Below are 19,195 nucleotides of genomic sequence, written 5' to 3' on the forward strand. Positions count from 1 at the left end.
CCGGAGCAGGATCCTTCTCATAAAGTGGATCCGATGTTGCCTGCTGCGATCGGTGCCCCGTGTCGGACTGATCGTCAATGACGGCAAGCCTCAGGCGGTTGAAACTGCAAGCACCATTCAGTCGCGTCTGGAGCGGGGCGGTCACGAAGTGATCCGCGCCAGCAGCTCAGGTGGAATGGTGGGTTTTGCCAATCCTGATCAGCACCTGCGCATGCTCGGGTACAACGCCTGCGTGCCGGAGGGCTTTGATCAGGCGATGGTGCTGGCGATCGTGCTGGGTGGCGACGGCACGGTGTTGTCGGCAGCGCGTCAGACCGCTCCTGTGGGAGTGCCGATTCTCACCATCAATACAGGACATCTCGGCTTCCTGGCAGAGGCTTACCTCGACGATCTGGATCATGCCCTGGAGCAGGTGCTCACCCAGCAGTGGACCATCGAAGAGCGGGCCAATCTGGTGGTGAGTGTGATGCGCGGTGATCAGCGCCGCTGGGAAGCGTTGTCCCTCAATGAGATGGCGTTGCACCGGGAACCGCTTACGAGCATGTGTCATTTCGAGATCGCCATTGGACGCCATGCTCCGGTTGATATCTCCGCCGACGGTGTGATTCTGTCGACCCCGACGGGTTCCACCGCCTATGCACTCAGTGCCGGTGGACCGGTGATCACTCCGGACTGTCCGGTGCTGCAGCTCACGCCGATCGCTCCCCATTCCCTGGCTTCAAGGGCGCTGGTGTTCAGTGACGCTGAGCCGGTCACCGTCTTTCCCGCCACACCGGAACGCCTGATGATGGTGGTGGACGGCTGTGCAGGTTGTTATGTGTGGCCGGAAGATCGCGTTCTGATTCGCCGCAGTGATCATCCCGTTCGCTTTGTGCGTCTCAGGGACCATGAGTTTTTCCAGGTTCTCCGCAACAAACTGGGCTGGGGATTGCCGCATGTGGCTAAGCCCGATCGTCCATGACCGTTGAGCAAGGCTCCAGTGCAGCCAGCTTGCAGGATGCCGTTGTGCTGCTGGTTGGCCACGAGGCAGCAGCTCTGGCCGAACGTCTGAGGGCTTCGGGATACGTTCCGATCGACTGGACCGATGGAGCTGAAAGAGGGCCAGTTAGCGGTTCCAATCCAACTCCGGTTGCTGCGGTCCTGGCAAGCGACCAGGAATCAAGGGTTCTCGAGTTGCGCTCTCGTTTTGGGTCACTGCCGATTCTGATCGGAGTGAGCGACGACAGCATTGCCGCCCGGGAGTCGGTGTTGGCCTGTGGTGCGGATGATTTTTGGTTCACGTTCAGTGCCCCGAGCGATTTGCTGCAGCGGTTGCGCTTGCATCTTTCGATTCACTCCCGCAGTGCACTGAGACCCCCGCTGCTGCAGCTCGCTGATCTCAGCGTGGATATCAGTTGCAGGCAGGTTCATCGTGGTTCCCGCTCTGTTGTCCTCACGGCCAGGGAATATGCGCTCTTGCTGCTGTTGTTGGAGGAGCGAGGCAGGGTTGTGAGCAGAGATCGCATCTTGCGGGATGTCTGGAAGGAGGACCAGGGTTCCTCCAGCAACGTGATCGAGGTGTATGTGCGTTATCTGCGCCAGAAACTCGAGGAAGGCGGGGAGCCTCGTTTGATTCATACGATCCGTGGTCGTGGCTACTGCCTCAACGACGGCTTCCCGAGTCTGCGCCACATCTGATGGATCAGCCACCTCTGCCCCCTCAGATCCTGCCGATCGAAGCGCGTTGGTGCCTGGAGCAGCACCCTGCGCGTTGTATTGATCTGGAGGTGGCTGATCAGCCTGAAGAGCAGTGGCGTGGGCTGATGCAGCGCCCGCCACTGCCGCCTCTCCGAGGCATGTGGTTTCCGGCCCGCCCCTCTCAGCCGCTGCGTTTTTGGATGCGTCATACGCTCGCTCCCCTGGACATGGTGTTTATCCGCGATGGCAGGGTGCTCGACATCGCAGCCAACGTGCCGATATGTGCGGCATTGCCTTGTCGCTCCTATTGGGCTGATGCTGATGGCAATGGTCGAGCTGATTTTGTTGATGGTGTGATCGAAATTGGCGCGGGAGAAGCACAGCGCTTGAACATTCGCTCGGGTGATGCAGTGAGGATTGAAGCAATCAGCGGCGATTAACGTCGTTTTCCGCACTTTTACTGTTGAAAAGTGCGGAAGTTGATGAGCTCAGAATTGTGGAGTCATGACTGCTTGTGCTTGGTGAGACTTTGAAATAGCTGTTCTTTTTACCGAACCTTGGATGACGGTTATCCTCCCTTTAGGGATGGATATCAGGGCAATAGACCAAAAACATCCCTCATAGAGGCGGTCATGAATTCACTCAAAATTCAATCCTCCACTCAGACCAACCTGGAGGCAGCTTTCGGCGGTGAGAGCATGGCGAGCCGCAAGTATCTGTTCTTTGCCGACGTGGCCAAAAAGCTCGGTAATCAAGAGCTTGCGCGTTTGTTTCGAGAGACTGCAGCACAGGAGACAGAGCATGCGTTTGCTCACTTTCGTCTGTTGCATCCAGAACTTGTGTTTGACAATCCTGAGGACCTCAGTGAAGACTTCAAGCAGATGTTGCTAGCCCGATGCCTCGAGTTGGCGATTGAAGGCGAGGTGTATGAATTCACTACGATGTATCCAGCGTTTGCAGCTGAGGCGCACCAAGATGAGGATCACGCCGCAGGTGAGGAATTCCAAGAGCAGGGCGAAGAATCAAGAGAGCATGCAAACATGTTTCATTCAGCTGCCAAGAACTTCGGCCTCCTGACTGCGATCGAAAAACATCACGCTGATCGCTACGGAGTGGCTCTTTCTGCACTGAAGGGTGATGGAGAGCCTGGCGAGTCGGAACAACCCGTATCCGATCAATGGATCTGTAAAAAATGCTCGATGATTTATGATCCTGTGGCCGGTGATCCTGATTCAGGTATTGCTCCAGGCACACCATTTGAAGCCATTCCTGATGATTGGAGTTGTCCAATCTGTGGTGTTACAAAAGCAAGTTTCGTTCCTTATCGGACTGCTCAGCTGAAGGCTGCCTAAGCAGCCTTGATGTTGAGAGCTGTTGATGATCCTGCTGATGGTCGTCAGCTCCACCAGGGTGCCATTCATCAGCGGCACTCTTGTTAACAGATGATGCGGCTTTGGCTCGGCAGGGCTATGTTGAAATTGTTTGGAGTTGTAAAAAATGATCTCCTGTTATCTGCAAAAACTTGTTGGTCAAATCAGATCAAAGCCCAATGAAGAGTGGCTTCGTCTCAAGGATGTGATTGAGTTTGGTGGTGATGCTGGCCTAGAGGCCTGGCTCAAGGAAGTGGCATCTCTTGCCTCAGATCTTGAAATCAATTTCGAATCTGCCTCAAGAGGGAAGAAAACCAAGTATTGCCTTAAAAAAGTTCAAGCTCTTGAAGATCGTTATAGAAGGCAGGCGGCTGCTTACAAAAAAGCAATTGATGTTGGTCTGATTCATGACAACAAGCTCCCAAGGCTTTACAGCTCCAATATGACTATGTTGATCAATCGCTATGCACGCTAGCGATGGCTGGCCTGGGCAATGGACACTTCGATTGATAACAATTAAAAACTGGCCTGCTTCATGTGATCTTGGTTGCTGTGATAAATCATGCTCGCACGGCTTGCGGTTCGAGCAAGTATCTGCCAAAGCGCCAAAGTTATGACATCTCCCATGTCATCCTTGTTCTATGAGGCGGACGATCATTATTGCCGTGAGGTTGAGCAATGGTGGCAAGAAAGGATTCGATATTTAATCGGTAATGGACAGGCCTATGACGCTGCAGCTCTGTTTGAGGATTTTGAACTTGAACGGAAATTGACGATTGTCAGGCCTGAGAGTGATGAAATCAGCTGAATGTCTCTAGTGATCTCTTGTATGAGTGCTGATTGATATCGTCACTGTGGACAGGGTTCTCCCAGGTTCAGGAACTTTTTTTTGCGCTTTGCTCTTCCCCTGCGATTGCAGATGCGTGCCCGCTTATTCATCGCTTCTGTAGGTCTTCTTTGCTGTACTGGTCTCTGAGTTTTTCGTGCCGCTTGTCCAGGCAGTTGTTTCACGTTCTGAATTGCCTGGCGATTGAGTCCGTCTGAACAGGGGCAGAAAGCGCAACTCAAGACAATCGAGGTCCGCAATCAAGGTCGTTGGACGTTCGTTCCGGTTTTGATCTCAGTTCCTTGCTTTTTGCAAGTGCTTATTGCGGGTTCACCAGGCTGCTTCAGTTACGGTCCAGCCATATTGCTTGAGCTGGAACCACAGAGCAACGGCGTCCTCGTATCTCATGCTTCGCCGGGTCTTCAGAAGAGCAGGCTCATCACCAGGCATGGGTCTTCCGTTATCAACCACCACCCCTGCGCTCAGGGCCCAGGCCTTGGGGTCTCTGTGAAACCTTGCGTACCAGAATCCCTTTGGATCCTTCAGCCATCCATCCATCGCTCTTTGCTTTCGGCAGTGACCACTGACTGTAGTGGTACATGCGTATCATGACTAGTCCTTGTGGGTCTGGCAAAACAGCTCGATCCCGTCAAAGCCATCGTCGTAGGTGTCTGGGACCTCTGCATTGATGCCAAGTCGTTCCCAGTATTCAGAGACGTGCTCCAAGCTCTCGTAACCATCAGGGCGAGGGTTGGCGAGGTACTCAAGGCAAATGTCTCGTTTCGACTGGCAGCCTGCTAACAGCAGTGAGGCAGTGGTAGCGGCTGTGATTGTGGAGAGGCGTTTCATGGTTGTGATTGTGAGATCAGCGCTACCGGCAAGCCTCCAATGCAGCACTTTGAATGTTTGCACCCGTCCGCCGATTTTGGCAGCGCTTAGCAGGCGGAGGAGAGCTCTGTTTCAAGGTTTTTGAATCGCTTTTGCCGTTTGAAAGCAAAAAGCGAAGACAGCAAGCGCGACTGCCCAGGCAGGAGAATTGGCTGTCCCCAAGCATTGGCTGTTCCCAATCATGGGCTGGAACTTGGCATCAAGCCAGCAGATTAAAGAGCGGTGAGTCGTCAGTGGGCTTGTCTGTGGTCACCCTGCGCTGAGCTGTCTTGATATAAATCCTCCAAATGGGTTGCTGATTCAGTAGAAACGTGAAAACTAAATCAAAATATTGAGCACGTATCTTTGTTCAACTCATGCACGATCGGAGCTTTTGATTGCCATGTTCTGTGAATCTCTGCAGTTATGTTTTTGTTCTCGAGTGAGATCTCCTTGCTTCGCTTCGATTGGGCTTGTCCCACCTTTATTCATGCTGCTGAGCATCTGCAGGTGGTGCTTCTGCTCCCCTGGGCCGCTGCAGAAAGGGAGATCTGATCCCTTGTCTAAATGACACCTTTTCGTGTATTGATCGGGAAATGCTTGCGATGTCCGGGTGTCGTCTCCCTATGGAATCATCAGAGCCTAAAGTAAATGTATTGAATGCTCCTTGCCTGGTCCAGTGCAGCTGAGAGTCATTGGAATAACAGGACAAGATTCAGCTAACGACGTTCTAGTCTCCGATGGTGTGATGATTGATGGTTATGATCAGATCTATGTAGCTCGATCCAGAAGAGAACGACTCTTAACCTGGATCAATCATCTATGAAACAATTTTGATGAGAGGTTATGTCTTCGATACTTGGCCTGCCTATTTCGAATGGGGCTGCAAAGTATCGAACGCCGGGCAGATACTTGACGCGATCTTAATATCAAATTCCAGTCACATTATTGATGTGACTCTTATGGATCAGCATCACCAAGCGCTCCTGAAGGCAGTGATCGAGACGCTCAGTCCTGATCAGTTGCTCAATGGTGAGCATTGACTCAGGCGCAACGGAGAGGTTGATAAGCGGTCATTCAGGTTTGTATGCACGCCCAAGCAAGATCCTGGAAGCCAATCTGACTCGAAAAGAATCAGTCCAGCGTTCTTTGTCAGCCATCGAGATGACTTCCTTGATGAAGTAGGTGTTTGCCTCTTTCTTTGTCATCTTCTGTGCTCCAGCTCACATCTGTCTTACACGAGGTTCTACTGGTCATTCAAGGGGTTGAGGTCAATGCGTCTTGCTGTTGTGCTTTAAGGCTTCTCGGAAGGCCTCATAGCGCTCTCTCAAGGTCAAAAAAGATCCTGGTAGAGGTTAATCAGAGCAAGTCAGGCAAAAAAGTTCATCAACTCATGCTCTGGTTTTTCTTTTGAGGGCTGTCCTGGTCCTGCAGGGCTGTGAAGTTTGCGTACTCCCATCCGATGTCGACCCATCAGGGCTTACCAGGCAGCCTCTTTTAAGGGCTTAGTGCTCTGATAAGCCTTTTGTTGGCCAGAGCAAATCAGCGGATTTCAGCCCAAGAATCTCATTGGTTAATAGAACCTGACAATGCCTGTGTGGGAGAGGGTTTGATTGCTAGAGATTCACGTAACGACTCACTTTCGGGCACGCAAAGCCACTTCAGCCAGGGCTCAGCCATAGCAACGGTCCAGCCATGTGACTTGAGGTATTAATTGCTCAGAAAATTTGGGTTGCCATTGCACTCGCTTACAGCCACAGCATGCGAACGAGGCTCGGCCAACCCTTTCGCCATGAGTGCTTTCTTGCTGATGGACACACAGCGGTTATGGCCCCTGGAATGCTGGGCCACCTCCTTGAAAAGGAGAAGAAAGGCAGCTCCCCCAACCGCAAGCAGCAGGATCAAAACATTCATCTCTGACACCCTTCGGATCATGTTCCCAATGTCGTGACGCTCCATAAGCGTTCATAGCCTGCTCACCAGGTGGTGTCACAGGATGTCCAGCCATAGTTTGTGGGTTGGAGCCAAACGGCTGCAGAGTCCTCATCTTTCATGCCTTAAAGAGTCTTGAGGAGGTTCGGCACGTCACCTTGCATGGCCCGTTCGCTTCAAAAAATTAGGCCACTGACGCCGACCGAAAAAGCACAGATGAGTGGCAAGCCCTTGAGCAACATTCCCCAAAGGCAACACGAGGGGGTATGAGGGGCTTTCTACGTCAGTGCAGAGAGTCAATACGGCTTTAGATATTTCTGCCAAGTTTTCAGCGATTACCGCCATATGGCCGATGCACAGGGATATGCCTGCATCGCGCTCCGGAAAGGATTACTCCTCTGGAGCCGTGGCGTCACAAGCTTCTGCGTGAGTTGATCCCCGTCCTCATAGAACTATCAGCGGATGTTCACTCCTTTGGGCGATGTAATTCAGATCGATTTAGGAGATGGTGAAGAGGTCCAGGAGGGATGACCTCCACTATCCAGATCAGATCAATGAAACTCTTCTCTTCCATCGCTGCCGCTTCTGTTATCGGCGCTTCAATGTTTGTTGCCCCACCGGCTGCGGAAGCTAATAAACATCACCATTACAATCATCAACGTCATCATGAGCTAAGAAGAATTCGTCGAGATTTCCGCCATGATGATCGCGAATTTAATCATTATAGGAGAGTATATAATCGCAATTGGCGTCATGCTGGCAGGGTTTACAACCGCGAGATGTATGGCTATCCGCGTGTGATTCCTGCTTACGGCTATGGCTATGGCTATGGGTATCGTCACCCTGGATTCGGAATCCAACTCAGGTTCTGATTTGCATTTCCTGTCGGGAAGCCTGAAGCCGTGAAAGCGAGGCTGAAAGCAATACAAGACCCGAAAGGGAAAAGCAGGGGGCGTTGAGTAGTCGCTATCGATCTCCCGACAAAAAATCTCACATCAATCACGCCCCGCCAACAGCGGGGCTTTTCATTGCCTACTGCCGACTGTTGTTATGACTGCTGAACAGACCTGATACCCATGTCAGACGAGCAACTCAAAGCCTTTCTTGAGAAGGTCAAAGCTGACACCAGTCTTTAGGATAAGCTCAAAGCCGCTGCTGATTCAGATGCAGTTCTTGCGATTGCAAAAGATGCTGGCTTTAGCATCTCTGCTGATGACTTGAACGCTCAATCAGAGATTTCTAACGAGGAGCTGGAAGGATCGGCTGGAGGTGGCACCGGGCGCCATACCTGTGGCACCGGCAGCTGTGGGTGTTTTTGCTCGATTTATGAGTGTTAGACAAGTTTACTCATTAGTTTACTCATAAGAGCCCCTGTAACTGCAGGGGCTTTTTATTGCTTCAATCACCCCAAAAAGACCATCAATCAGCCTTCAATACCCGGCACGATTAAGTGCAGCAATTATTAGCTAAAGACGCTTTAAGATGTCGTTGCTATAACTGTTAAAGACTCCCGATAACCATGTCAGACGAGCAACTCAAAGCCTTTCTAGAGAAAGTCAAAGGCGACACAAGCGTTCAGGAGAAGCTAAAAGCTGCAGCCGATTCTGATGCAGTGGTTGCAATAGCTAAAGATCTGGGATTTACGATTTCAGCTGATGACATTCAGGCCGAGATTTCACAAGATGAGCTGGAAGGTGTGGCTGGTGGAATTTGTAGACAGAGCTGTATCTGGAGATCCATATTCAAAGCAGCTCCAGAATGATCCAATCAGCAAGCCTACACATTCAAAAGCCTCCTACATTGATAAGGGTGTTTTTTACTTCAAGCACCCCTAAAAGCCTGCAAATCAGTTTTCATTATCTGGTATCATTGTCGACAAAATAGTCACTGGTTTCACCCATACAGCAACCTGAAAAATCCACAAAAATGTAAGTTACAGCGAATAAAGCCTCGCAATTCTTTTCCCTGGTTCTAATGATATTCGCTCAATCCAAGTGCCAAAGACTTTATTTCCTATCGCTATCACTCGTGCTATTCGTGCTGCGAAGCCCTACCGCAGCTGATGCTTTCATTTCAGTGCCAATCCCGTGACCAACACTCCCTGAAGGCAAGGAGAGGGGGCAGGGGGGCAGTGTCCGTGCTGTTGTGCCATGGGGCTTAGGAAATTTCTGCTCGATGTCCAGCAAGCACCGCCAGGCGGCAGATGTGCTGGGAAATATTTGCATCTCATTCCAAAAAGGACTGATACGGAAAGCTTTGGCGTGTCTGGTTTCAGGGTGAGCTGAACGCTGCCTAGGAAGGGGATCTGATCCGTTCACCAGGACTCCACCAGAACTGCTCAATGGTTGCACCAGGGTGCAACCAGGAGCTCACAAACGCATCAGACATGGTGCAGGTGTCCGGGAGAAATCCCACACCAACACAAGATCAATGCAGGTCACCTACACCAAACTCCAACTCGACGCAGCTGGCCAAACAGAATTGCTGGAGCAAACCGGCGACCAAACAATGGTGGCCAAGCAAGGCGAGACCAGCTTTGCCATTCATGGCCAAGATGGCAAAGCCAGCACCGCAGTTGATCAGAAGTGGCACATGATCAGTGCCGAGCAAGTTGGCGAAAGCGGAAGTGTGATCTGGCAAAATGCTGATACCGGAGCATTCCGCGAAACCAAGTACAGCATCAATCAAACAAATAAAAGCTGGACGCAAACAGAAGTCAAACATTTAGCCACTCCAAATTCAATCTACAAGGTTGAGGAAAATCACAATCGAGATATCAACAATGATGGAACTATCAGCGCTAGCACGTTGAATTTGCAAGGACCTATGGGTGATGCAAATGATCGAGTTAAGATCACGCTTAATGGTCAAGAAGATCTTATAGCTAAGACGACTGTGGGCACATGGAATACAGATCGGAAGTGCAGCTATCAACTCAGTGGCAGAGACGCGCAATCCTTCCAGGTCAACGCCAATGGGAGGGTGAGTGTTAAGAAAGGGACAAGCCTAGAAGCTGGCAAAAGCTATGAATTTGCAGTAGAAGTGAAAGATAATTCTACTGAAACAAAAAAAACTCAGAATGTTGAGCTCAAACAGCGAGCATTAATCATGGTCACTAATAATAATGGGGATAATAGCGAAGGATCGCTGGGCAAGGCAATCGAAAAAGCCAACGAAAATGGTAAAAAGGGGATTGCAAGTGAGATTAGATTCAGCAAAAGTATGTATATTGAACAAACGGAAGGCCTTCATGTCACACACGGAGACACAGTCTTTAACGTAAATGAAACCAAAAATATCACCATTACTCGTAAGGATGATGGGCCTGCAATCACGGTTGGTGAATACAAGTATGCAAACAAAACACCCCTTGAAAATGCGCCAGATTTACATGTTTCGCTAGCTAAAATTAATGTTGCCAACACTACGGCAAAGGGAAGCGATGGATTAGCTAATGGCGGTGGCGGTGGTGGCCTTGGGGCAGGATCAGCAATCCTTCATTTCAATGGACATCTCAAAGTTCACGATAGTGTTTTTCAGGGGAATAACGTCATCGGCGGTGAAGGCGCAGTCGGAGCTAAAGGTGGCAATGGCAGAGCATTTGCTTACAGTCGTAAAAATAGAAGCACTGCTCCTCAAAATGGGCAACCTGGCCGTAATGGAGGAACGCTCAACGGAAGAGAGCACAGCCTGAATCGCAAAGAGATTGCCGGCGGGAAAAAAGGGGTCGTGCAATCGCATGGGGGGCTTGGATTTCATCGTCCAGGTCCAAGCCCCATGGATCATGATGGCCGCAGAGGAAGCGATGCCACAAGTACAAGCAATCTTGGTGAGGCTGCACCAGGTAGCGGAAGTGGTGGTGGTGGCGAATATGTCCAAGCAAATCACCAACCATTATTCCAATCAATGTCACCAGGCTCACGTGGCTATGCAGGCCAACCAGGTCGGCCTGGCACCAGCGGTTATGGAGCGGGAGAATCAATCAAAGGAACTGTTGGTGGATCTGCAATATGGCATACAACAGATGGCTGGAAAGGAATTAAGCGATACGGGTACAACATCAAAGTCACACCAAGCACTGAGCGTGGTAAAGCAGGAACGTGGGGTGGCAACGCTGAGTCTTATTCAGACAATCCCAACGATAAATTTAATGCTCCAGAACCTGGCAAGTCCGGTAATGGTGCTGCGCTTGGAGTTGTAAGTTCTCTGGCACGCGCTAATGGCAAAAACTCAGTAGAAATTACTGAGTCTGATTTCCGAGGCAACAAAGCAGAGTCGTCAAAGAGTGCCGGAAAAGTTAAAGGAATGTTCATGCGGAGTGTTGAAGCAAAAATTGATGATGTACGCGAATCAGATGATAAGCAATCAAGTGCTGTGAATCTCAAGAAGGTGCAGGGGATTACTAAGAATGCCGACCCAAACGGAGTAGACAAGAGCAAAATATTTGATCATTCAGGCAAGTTTACGACGATTGAGAAGAAAGAAGGTCGCGCCACATCTTTTATCGTTAAGGCAACTTCCTACGAAAAGGATGAAACTAAAGCTAATATACGAGGAAAAGAAATTTATCTGAATCCTGATATCCCACAGTTAATTATTTCACGAACTGAAACTGGTCAAAGTAACGTGAATGCCCATGCGATTGACGGATGGCAAAATTGGCAAAATGCGCTGACAGCGGTAGGTAGCAAAATCTATGCTACAAAGAGTGTGGAAGAAATAAAAGCAAGTCGCAGAAATTTTGCGCAGAATTGGATCAATAGTGTGATGACTCCAGGGAAAATGCATGCACCGAACATTTCGAGTATGTGGGGTCCAGCTGTAGCGCATACCATGAAGGCTTGGACAGTAGTCGGAGGATTCTGGGGTGCCTTGATGACGGAACTCAAGGAAGATCAGCGGATTAAGGACGAACTAAAAGCAAGAGAGGTCACAATCAAAGAGCATGAAGCATATAGCGCCCAAATTAGAAACGGTTTACATATATCGGACACTCAAAAAGATCACTCAAGAACAATCACAACCACCCATGACTTCAAATTAGGTACCCACGGGGTAATTTTTCAGCCAGGTCAAGATGCAATCCTGAAATGGGGAGGCAAAAACGATCAAAACAAAGGCATTATCAATGTTTACCACAATCAATACTCAAGCAACTCTGATGTTGCCAATGCAAAGCAAATCATGAGGTTTGTATTAACAAAAGAGCAAACCGAAGCAATGAGAAACACGACAAACAAAACTGAATACATCAATTCGTTTTTGAGCTACGTGAAAATAGGCGCTACGGCTGTAAAAGTTTTTAGCACTAAATCTGCATGGAAGTATAAAGAAAATGCAAGTCAAGATCCTCAGACTGGTGTCGGTCGTGACCAGGTAGAGATCAGGCGTGACAAGACTAAAGTTGATGATCGCACAAACCTGGTTGTTGCAACTCATCAAGGTGATGACGTTGTTAAAGGCGATAAAGGTGATAGTACTATTCGTGCAGGGCGGGGTAACGACCACATCACGCCAGGTCTTGGAGTGGACCATGTTGATGGAGGGGAGGGTCGTGATGTGGCCAGCTATAGCAATATCAATAAGGGCTTAAAGATAAGAGCTGGAAATGATGGCAATCTAAAAGTCTCGTTTGCAAATTCCAGCGAAACAGCAATCATGAATGATACGTTGACTGGGATTGAAACGATTATTCTTGGCGACAAGGCTGATATTAACCTTCAAGGAGCTTCGCGACCTGTTGAATATTCTACGTTGGATCCAGCCAGAACAACAAATGTTGCCAGCCACTATGCATTGGCAATGGGGCACAGTTCTAAAGCGAAGGGTTCTCAGTACAACGAAGTCTTTGTGGTTGACTTTGAGAGTACAACAAAACATTCTGATTCTATCAAAAAAACAACAATTGATGGAGCCGGTGGGAGAAATTCACTCATTATCAAGGGCTTGGACTCACAGATTAAAAATGGGTACAAAGTATCTATTGATAGAACAAAAAAAGAGGTCAACCTCGTTAAAGAGAATGATAAGAAAACAATTGTTGGCTATCAAAACGTCATGGGAGATCCAACAGTCATCACCAAAGACAATCAAGTTTTTGAGCCAGAGTTCAATCCATCCAAACCAGTAGGTCAAGAGGTTAAAAAGGTCGATCCAAGTGTTAGCCCGCTAACCAAATCTGATGCTGAGCCAACAACTGCCTCTGCCTCTGCCTCTGCCTCTGCATCAGTTGATCAGCCAATGATGGTTGATTCACTCACTGGAAACACTGGTGAATCCGCCAGCAATGTCACCGGTACCGCCCCGCAATTAAAAGGAGGTACTGATTCTTTAACTGGAGAGACAATGACCAATGCAGACTCAGACAGCTCTGACTGGACTCCAATGCATCAAGATGCCGGCCTCAGTGAAGGGTCTGTGAATCATTCAGGAAATCTGCTTGCAGCTCATTCCAATGGCATCAATTCCAACAATGAGTTCAACACTCATCCTGAAACACTCAGCGTTCTTGACGTCGATCCGATCGCAACATCCATCGCTGGGAAACCAGTGATAAGTGATCCGTTCGAGGCTGTGGGAGCTAACGCAACCTATCGGTCAACGTCTACACCAGCTGGAGTGATTGAGATGGTCTAACAGTCATTGGAGACTTAATGATGACTACAACGACTAGGCCAAGCCCCGCTAAGTGCGGGGTTTTTTATTGCTCCGGTAGTGTGCCGCCACTGGCTTCCTGGTCAACTGAGCCCTGTCAGAACGTTGCCTCTGAAACTCCAGTGGATCCACCTACTCCTGGATCGCTCAGGTGGTGACGTTCATTGGCAGAACTGAGACCCCACGACGCTTCATTTCCTGTGCATCGTTTGTCTTTTCATTGATTGGTCGGCCCCTCTTGGCTCCAATCCTTTTGCTGTGGACCTCAACAGTGTGTTCCCCGATCAGATTCATCGACCCCAGACCAGTAAAGAACTTTCGTCAGCGTTGACATGCGACTGGCTAAGTCTTGGGTGCTTTGTCGTGATGTTTTGCTCTTAGAGACTTTCTGTCGTTCTTGCCATTGGTTCTTCGGTTGATGGTGTGACAGTGCAGCTTGGCCAAGTTCAGCCAAAGAATCCCTTGGACTGTAAAAACAGCCCGACAGCCAGCAGTGGGCCGAATCCAGCGATCAGCAGCGTGATTTTCATGCGCAGGGGTGAGACCTGCTTCTCCTTCTGCACCGGCATGGATCGGGATTGGAACGGCCTTGATTCTGCAGGTCAGCCTTTCGTTTTGCTGCCGCGGAGAATTAGGACTGGGTTCATGGGTGCTAGCCGGGTGCCATCCGCCAGAGGTTGACCGCGATAGGCCTGCTGCTGGCTGATCTGAATGGCCCAGCTGGCTTGATCCAGGATTGGCTTCAGTTCTGCAAGGGCTTCAACGTTGGCCATCGGAATGGCAACGACGCCTCCCGGGTTCATGCGATCGATCACGGCTTGCAAGAGCTCTGATCGCTGGCGGCCGCCCCCGCCCAGGAGCACGCGATCGGGTGCTGGCAACTCTTCGAGAACAGACAGGGCGCTGGCTTCAACCACAACTGCTGGTTTCACTCCCAGTCGTCTGGCATTGGCCTCAATCAGCGTTCCGCCACCGCTGCGTTGTTCTACAGCAAACAGTTGCAGTTGCGGCCGGAGTCTCAGTGCTTCCAAACCCACGCTGCCGGTGCCAGCGCCTAGATCCCAGAGCACCCCTTGTTGAGGCAGCTGCAGATCAGCCAGCAGCTGGATTCTCACTTCCCGCTTGGTCATCAGACCCGGTCGGTCGTGGTGTTGTAGATACAGGCCGTCGTCGAGTCCGAACAGAGGCAAAGTGTCTGCAATCGGATCGGCAGGAGGTTCTGCCAGCAGCACCACCAGGTGCAAGGGATTGAGATCAGAGGGGGTGGCCTGCGTTGGGTTAAGACGCTGGACGCGCTCATCATTGTGGCCCAGTGCTTCAAAAAGCCAGAGGGCGTAACTCGCTTCCAGCCCGCTGCTGCTGAGGATGCGTCGCACATCATTCACCCCGCCGCGGCTGGGATCGGTGAGCACAGCAAGGGCGGAGGGGCGCTGTTGCAGTCGTTGGATCAGTGGAGCTGAATCACGCCCATGCAGGCTGATCCATTCCGCGTTCTGCCAGGGTCTCCCCAATCGAGCAAAAGCCAGTTGCAGTGAGGATGGACCGGGGTGAAAGCGCAGACTCTCTCGCCCCAGACGTTCGATCAGGATCCGGCCGATACCGAACCAGAGCGGATCGCCACTGGCCAGCACCACACCTCGTTGGTCTGAGCCGAGGGCTCTCAGGCTCTGGCAGAGGCTGATCGGCTCGTCGCTGTTGAGGCACCTTGCTGAGGAGTCACATTTCAGCCACTGCTTCAGCGCTGGTTGCATCCTGTGCGGCGCAGCGATCAGATCGGCTTGTCGCACCAAGGCCTGGAGTGCTTCTGGCAGCGAGTCAGGGGCACCTGCATCGGTACCGATCACATCAATCATGGTGTCATTCTCATGCCAGCGCCGAGCCTCTGCAGTTCAGAGCTCGTTGGCAGTCTTCACCACAGAAGCGGCCCAGGTTCCGGTCGCCAAGGCCATTTCACTGACATCCATCCATGCAGTGTGATCCCTTGCTGTTGCGCTTGTCTCTCATTGTTCCCAGAACAATGGCTGACATTGATTGCCGAGTATATTGCTGCTGCTTTTTATGGTTTTGGGGAATAAATACTCAATCACTTCTGCCAGATACATTTTGGGCTTCTGCACAGCAACAATTGATCAAGGTTGAATGAAAGTTGCCTGCATTATTCTCCCAGATTTTGTAGCGCAATGGATCTGAGATTAATTCAATTCCTGTCTGAATGTCGCGATGAAGAGCATGAAGCGATTGATCGTTGGTTCCATGCTTTTCAGCCAATCTCAATGACAATGGCTGGTGCGATCAGTTTTGCAAGAGACACCACAAGGTTGGCTGAGCTTCTCGGAACAACCGAATCTGCTGCCCATAACGCTTGATCAGCAATCATTTGATCAGTGTTAAGTTGATGATTTGATGCTTGCCATCTTGAGCATGGCTGCAGTGGTTAATTGTGCCCCAAGCGTCCGCATCAATCACTACTTGCCATCGATGCATTCAACTTTAAGCCAATGCCCTGAATTCTTACAGTAAGCTTTTGCGATTGGTCTCGAATGACATCGAGTCGAGTCGATCGGATTTCCAGTGTTCACTGGTGGTTGCCTCATAAGGATATTGGAGTGATGTTGAAGCAAGCTCACTCCACGTTTAGTGACGATTTTCAGGGCGAAGAAATTCAAGAAATGATGGAAAAATGGGTTGAAAATGTCTGCCGATTGTCAGAGGGAGATATGCGTGATCTTCTGAGCCTGGTAAAAGAATTTTCCCTGGATTGAAAGTGGGCCGGTTGTAAGTCAGGTTTTTGGTTTCAATCGTCAGGGCGCTAGCAATGCTGATGATGCCCACTCGTGTCGTCAGGCCTTCTATTGCCGGCGATCAACAGCATTGCTAGTAGGTCCTTAGTTCATACAACGACTGTCTGTGAGCAAGTCTTTACGCCGCGGAGCCTCGCTTCTTTTTGCTTCAGCTATGGGATGCGCTGCCTTGACGGGGCTCAACGGCCAAGCGGGCAGCGTCAGGTTGGCGTCGAGCGGCCAAAGCTGTCCTGAAGCTGCTGTTGAACAGACCGCCACGGTGGTGACTCCGGTCACGAAAGCCAACTATGCCTTTGCGGAAACCGAAGTGATCCTTGCCGATTATGTGCGCAAGATCGCCAAAGGCACCTGCAGTGATGGCGTTGGTGTGTTCTTCCACCAAAAGACGGCCCAGGATCCAAAAGAACGTTCGATTCTGCGGCCCAATTTCGATACGCTCTATTCCTTCGCTGTGCTGGATCTCAACAGTCCGGCCACTGTGGTGTTGCCCGACACCGATCGCTATCAGATTCTCGAGGTCGTGGATGACGAACACTGGATCCCGTTGATCAGTGACAAGCCGGGGCGCTACAACCTCACCAAGGATTCCATGGGTAGTCGTTATGTGTTCGCTTTTGTGCGGACTCAGGTGAACATGCAGGATCCCGAAGATCTCAAGCAGGCAGCTGCTGTTCAGGAGCAGATCAAGCTTGAGCAGAGCGAGAAGGGCTCATTTGTTGTGGGTCACAAGTACGACATGAAGCAAATTCTGGCCTTGCGCGCTGACTACAACGCGCGACGGCAGCCAGAGGGGATCACATCGGAAATGGCTTTTGGCAAAAAAGGGCAGATCAGTCCTGAAATGCGCAACTTCGGGGTTGCCATCGGCTGGGGCGGCCTCCCTAAGGAAGGCGCTGTTTATCCATTCCCGAAGGTCGTTGACTCGACAGAGCCTCAGACGCTGACTCTGAAAAACGTTCCGATTGATCCGCGGGCGTTCTGGTCAGTGACTATCTATGATAGGGAAGGTTTTTCCATTGGTGAAAACTATAATATCAACAGTGCTTTTGCCAAGCAGAATGAGCAAGGAGAGTATGTGATTCATCTCGGTGGTGATAAAAATCAAGACAATTATCTTGATATTTATCCGGGATGGAATGCCGCGATTCGCATCTACTCACCAACGAAAGCTTACTTTGATGGTTCGTGGACTTCTCCTCAATTCGAATCGGCAAAATGAATGCCGCCCAAGGGCTTTGTGTTATGACTTTTCTGTTGGATCGACGCAGTTTTGTCTGAGTAAGGTCCTTGTTGCTGGCGAAAAAAAACCATTTGGCTGAGCGCGTGTGGATGATGTTCGCACGCGTTTTCGCTTGTGGTTTTTGCCGGATGGTATGCAGCCAGAATTCCCCCTGATCCCGTTTGGGCGAATTTCTTTTTGCTGCGCAGTCGCATCACCTGATTTTCTTTAAACAAAAAAAGAACGCTAATTCGGCAGTCAATGAAAGGGTTCGCGAGCAGATTCCGCACCAGGTCTTCCGCTGTTTTTCTCGCTTCAGCGTTTGCTGCCAGTCTGAGCACGCCAGTCCTTGCACAGAGCGCTGTCAACGCTTCAGGTCCTGTCCCAAGGGGTTACACCACGCCAATTCCCGCTGAGCTGTTCACGCCTGATCAGGTCGATACCAGTGCAGGCACGTTTCGCTTTTTCGACGGCATGCCGGATGCCGCCACGGTAGACGCCAGTTTTGATTACCTCAAATTCATCCGCGCCTATGAGACGTTTCTCACGTTGATGCCGGCTGCCAGCATCGAGATGATGCGTGTCGGTCATGCGCAGCAGGGGGTCGACGACTACACGAAGGTCATGTTGATGGCCCCGCTGAATTCCAATCCACTGTTTCTGACCGGAAATACCGACACGGTGTATGGCTCCGCCTTCTTCAATCTGAAGGACACGGGGCCGATGGTGATTGAAATCCCAGCCGGCCTCGGCCCTGGCACGATCAATGATGCCTATTTCCGATTTGTGGCCGATACAGGTGCTCCCGGCCCAGATCGGGGCAAAGGAGGCAAGTATCTGATCCTTGGTCCCGACGACGCAGAGCCCGCGAACACCGAGGGCTATTTCGTGTTTCGTTCACCCAGCTACTCCAACTGGTTGATCATGCGTGCTTTTCTCGATGATCAAGGCAAGCCTGATCAGGCGGTTGCCAACTATGAAAATGGCGTACGTCTTTATCCGCTCTCACTGAAAGACAACCCTCCGGCGATGACTTTTGTGCAAGGAGGCGATCTCGTCTTCAACACGGTCCATGCCAATAATTTCCACTTCTTTGAGGAGCTGAACACGGTGATTCAGCGTGAACCGGTCGATCTGTTTGACCCAGAACTGCTCGGGCTGGCTTCGGCGATCGGACTTGAAAAAGGCAAACCCTTCAATCCCAGTGCTGAGGATCGCAGGATTCTCGAGGAAGCTGTGCAGGTGGGAGTCGCCTATGTGCGCTCCGATATGGGTAAGCCTCGTAATCGCGACGTCTACTTCTATGAGGACAAGCAGTGGTTCAGTCCTTTTGCCGGCGGAAGCCATGAATGGCTCATCGATGGCGGCAAGGGCGGCAGAAACCTTGATGCCAGAAGCAACTTTTTCTGGGGTTACACCGTCAATACCCCTGCCATGGTCCTGAAGATGGTCGGTGCTGGATCCCAGTACGGGGTGGTGGCGACTGATGCCGATGGCGTCTATCTCGATGGCAGTAAGAACTACAAGTTCACGGTGGATGCCAACGTGCCGGCCAAGGATTTCTGGTCGATGGTGGTTTACGACCCCCAGACGCGCTCTGAATTGCAAACGCCCCAGATGCTGCCCAGCAAAAACAGCAAGCGCAACAAAGACATGGTGGTCAACGCCAATGGCAGCATTGATCTCTACTTCGGTCCGACTGCGCCGCAGGGTAAGGAAGCCAACTGGATTCAGACCATTCCCGGTAAGGGATGGTTTGGAATTTTCCGTTTTTACGGACCGCTGGAGCCTTGGTTCGACAAGACCTGGCAGCTCAACGACATTCAGCCTCTCGGTTGAGACCTGAACC

18 protein-coding genes and 1 pseudogene are annotated in these 19,195 nt (G+C 50.7%); 14 read left to right on the forward strand and 5 right to left on the reverse strand.

Annotated features, from left to right (window positions below; all coding sequences use genetic code 11):
- Positions 1 to 52: 52 nt before the first annotated feature.
- From SynBIOSE41_RS04250 to SynBIOSE41_RS04275, 6 genes are all read left to right on the forward strand, one after another.
- Entirely contained in the window at positions 53 to 961 is a 909-nt protein-coding gene (locus SynBIOSE41_RS04250) for an NAD(+) kinase (protein WP_066906936.1), read from the forward strand.
- Entirely contained in the window at positions 958 to 1,677 is a 720-nt protein-coding gene (locus tag SynBIOSE41_RS04255; protein ID WP_186539731.1) for a response regulator transcription factor, read from the forward strand. The genes SynBIOSE41_RS04250 and SynBIOSE41_RS04255 overlap by 4 nt, the downstream gene beginning before the upstream one ends.
- The gene (locus SynBIOSE41_RS04260) at positions 1,677 to 2,117 is read left to right on the forward strand and encodes a DUF192 domain-containing protein (RefSeq protein ID WP_067325956.1); all 441 of its coding nucleotides are present in this window, start codon (positions 1,677 to 1,679) and stop codon (positions 2,115 to 2,117) included. Before SynBIOSE41_RS04255 ends, SynBIOSE41_RS04260 begins: the two co-directional genes overlap by 1 nt.
- A 192-nt stretch (positions 2,118 to 2,309) precedes the next feature.
- Entirely contained in the window at positions 2,310 to 3,029 is a 720-nt protein-coding gene (locus SynBIOSE41_RS04265; protein WP_186539732.1) for a rubrerythrin family protein, read from the forward strand.
- Between the two features lie 145 nt (positions 3,030 to 3,174).
- A complete protein-coding gene (locus tag SynBIOSE41_RS04270; RefSeq protein WP_186539733.1) occupies positions 3,175 to 3,522 on the forward strand; it encodes a hypothetical protein in 348 nt (115 codons plus the stop codon).
- Positions 3,523 to 3,609: 87 nt separating this feature from the next.
- Complete coding sequence (locus SynBIOSE41_RS04275; protein WP_186539734.1) at positions 3,610 to 3,855, forward strand: hypothetical protein; 246 nt, start codon at positions 3,610 to 3,612, stop codon at positions 3,853 to 3,855.
- A gap of 348 nt (positions 3,856 to 4,203) precedes the next feature.
- On the opposite strand, the gene SynBIOSE41_RS04280 is transcribed toward SynBIOSE41_RS04275, so the two are convergent.
- Entirely contained in the window at positions 4,204 to 4,431 is a 228-nt protein-coding gene (locus SynBIOSE41_RS04280; RefSeq protein WP_186539735.1) for a DUF1651 domain-containing protein, read from the reverse strand.
- A gap of 54 nt (positions 4,432 to 4,485) precedes the next feature.
- Complete coding sequence (locus tag SynBIOSE41_RS04285; protein WP_186539736.1) at positions 4,486 to 4,722, reverse strand: hypothetical protein; 237 nt, start codon at positions 4,720 to 4,722, stop codon at positions 4,486 to 4,488.
- A gap of 2,477 nt (positions 4,723 to 7,199) precedes the next feature.
- On the opposite strand from SynBIOSE41_RS04285, the gene SynBIOSE41_RS04290 reads away from it, so the two are divergent.
- The 4 genes and pseudogenes from SynBIOSE41_RS04290 (at position 7,200) to SynBIOSE41_RS04305 (ending at position 13,308) form a co-directional block, all read left to right on the forward strand.
- A complete protein-coding gene (locus tag SynBIOSE41_RS04290; protein ID WP_186539737.1) occupies positions 7,200 to 7,544 on the forward strand; it encodes a hypothetical protein in 345 nt (114 codons plus the stop codon).
- A 204-nt stretch (positions 7,545 to 7,748) separates the two neighbouring features.
- A pseudogene (locus tag SynBIOSE41_RS04295) lies at positions 7,749 to 8,009 on the forward strand (Nif11-like leader peptide family natural product precursor).
- A 182-nt stretch (positions 8,010 to 8,191) separates the two neighbouring features.
- On the forward strand, positions 8,192 to 8,434 hold the full coding sequence (locus SynBIOSE41_RS04300) for a Nif11-like leader peptide family natural product precursor (protein ID WP_186539738.1): 243 nt from the start codon (positions 8,192 to 8,194) through the stop codon (positions 8,432 to 8,434).
- A gap of 668 nt (positions 8,435 to 9,102) precedes the next feature.
- Entirely contained in the window at positions 9,103 to 13,308 is a 4,206-nt protein-coding gene (locus tag SynBIOSE41_RS04305) for a hypothetical protein (protein ID WP_186539739.1), read from the forward strand.
- Between the two features lie 464 nt (positions 13,309 to 13,772).
- On the opposite strand, the gene SynBIOSE41_RS17970 is transcribed toward SynBIOSE41_RS04305, so the two are convergent.
- On the reverse strand, positions 13,773 to 13,895 hold the full coding sequence (locus tag SynBIOSE41_RS17970; protein WP_255355636.1) for a hypothetical protein: 123 nt from the start codon (positions 13,893 to 13,895) through the stop codon (positions 13,773 to 13,775).
- A gap of 33 nt (positions 13,896 to 13,928) precedes the next feature.
- Positions 13,929 to 15,179, reverse strand: coding sequence for a precorrin-6y C5,15-methyltransferase (decarboxylating) subunit CbiE (gene cbiE, locus SynBIOSE41_RS04310; RefSeq protein WP_186539740.1), 1,251 nt, complete (start codon positions 15,177 to 15,179; stop codon positions 13,929 to 13,931).
- On the opposite strand from cbiE, the gene SynBIOSE41_RS17975 reads away from it, so the two are divergent.
- The 3 genes from SynBIOSE41_RS17975 to SynBIOSE41_RS04320 all read left to right on the forward strand — a co-directional run bounded on the left by SynBIOSE41_RS17975 (position 15,178) and on the right by SynBIOSE41_RS04320 (position 17,346).
- On the forward strand, positions 15,178 to 15,303 hold the full coding sequence (locus tag SynBIOSE41_RS17975) for a hypothetical protein (protein WP_255475940.1): 126 nt from the start codon (positions 15,178 to 15,180) through the stop codon (positions 15,301 to 15,303). The two genes, cbiE and SynBIOSE41_RS17975, sit on opposite strands and share 2 nt — an antisense overlap.
- A gap of 563 nt (positions 15,304 to 15,866) precedes the next feature.
- The gene (locus tag SynBIOSE41_RS04315) at positions 15,867 to 16,088 is read left to right on the forward strand and encodes a hypothetical protein (protein WP_066906988.1); all 222 of its coding nucleotides are present in this window, start codon (positions 15,867 to 15,869) and stop codon (positions 16,086 to 16,088) included.
- A 193-nt stretch (positions 16,089 to 16,281) separates the two neighbouring features.
- A complete protein-coding gene (locus SynBIOSE41_RS04320) occupies positions 16,282 to 17,346 on the forward strand; it encodes a DUF1254 domain-containing protein (protein ID WP_186539741.1) in 1,065 nt (354 codons plus the stop codon).
- On the opposite strand, the gene SynBIOSE41_RS04325 is transcribed toward SynBIOSE41_RS04320, so the two are convergent.
- Positions 17,325 to 17,582, reverse strand: coding sequence for a hypothetical protein (locus tag SynBIOSE41_RS04325; protein ID WP_186539742.1), 258 nt, complete (start codon positions 17,580 to 17,582; stop codon positions 17,325 to 17,327). The genes SynBIOSE41_RS04320 and SynBIOSE41_RS04325 overlap by 22 nt on opposite strands.
- Before the next feature lie 25 nt (positions 17,583 to 17,607).
- Here SynBIOSE41_RS04325 and SynBIOSE41_RS04330 point away from each other — a divergent pair, with 25 nt between their 5' ends.
- Entirely contained in the window at positions 17,608 to 19,185 is a 1,578-nt protein-coding gene (locus SynBIOSE41_RS04330; protein ID WP_186539743.1) for a DUF1254 domain-containing protein, read from the forward strand.
- The last annotated feature ends 10 nt before the right edge of the window (positions 19,186 to 19,195 follow it).

Origin of the sequence: Synechococcus sp. BIOS-E4-1, assembly GCF_014279995.1 — a bacterium.
GTDB lineage: Bacteria > Cyanobacteriota > Cyanobacteriia > PCC-6307 > Cyanobiaceae > Synechococcus_C.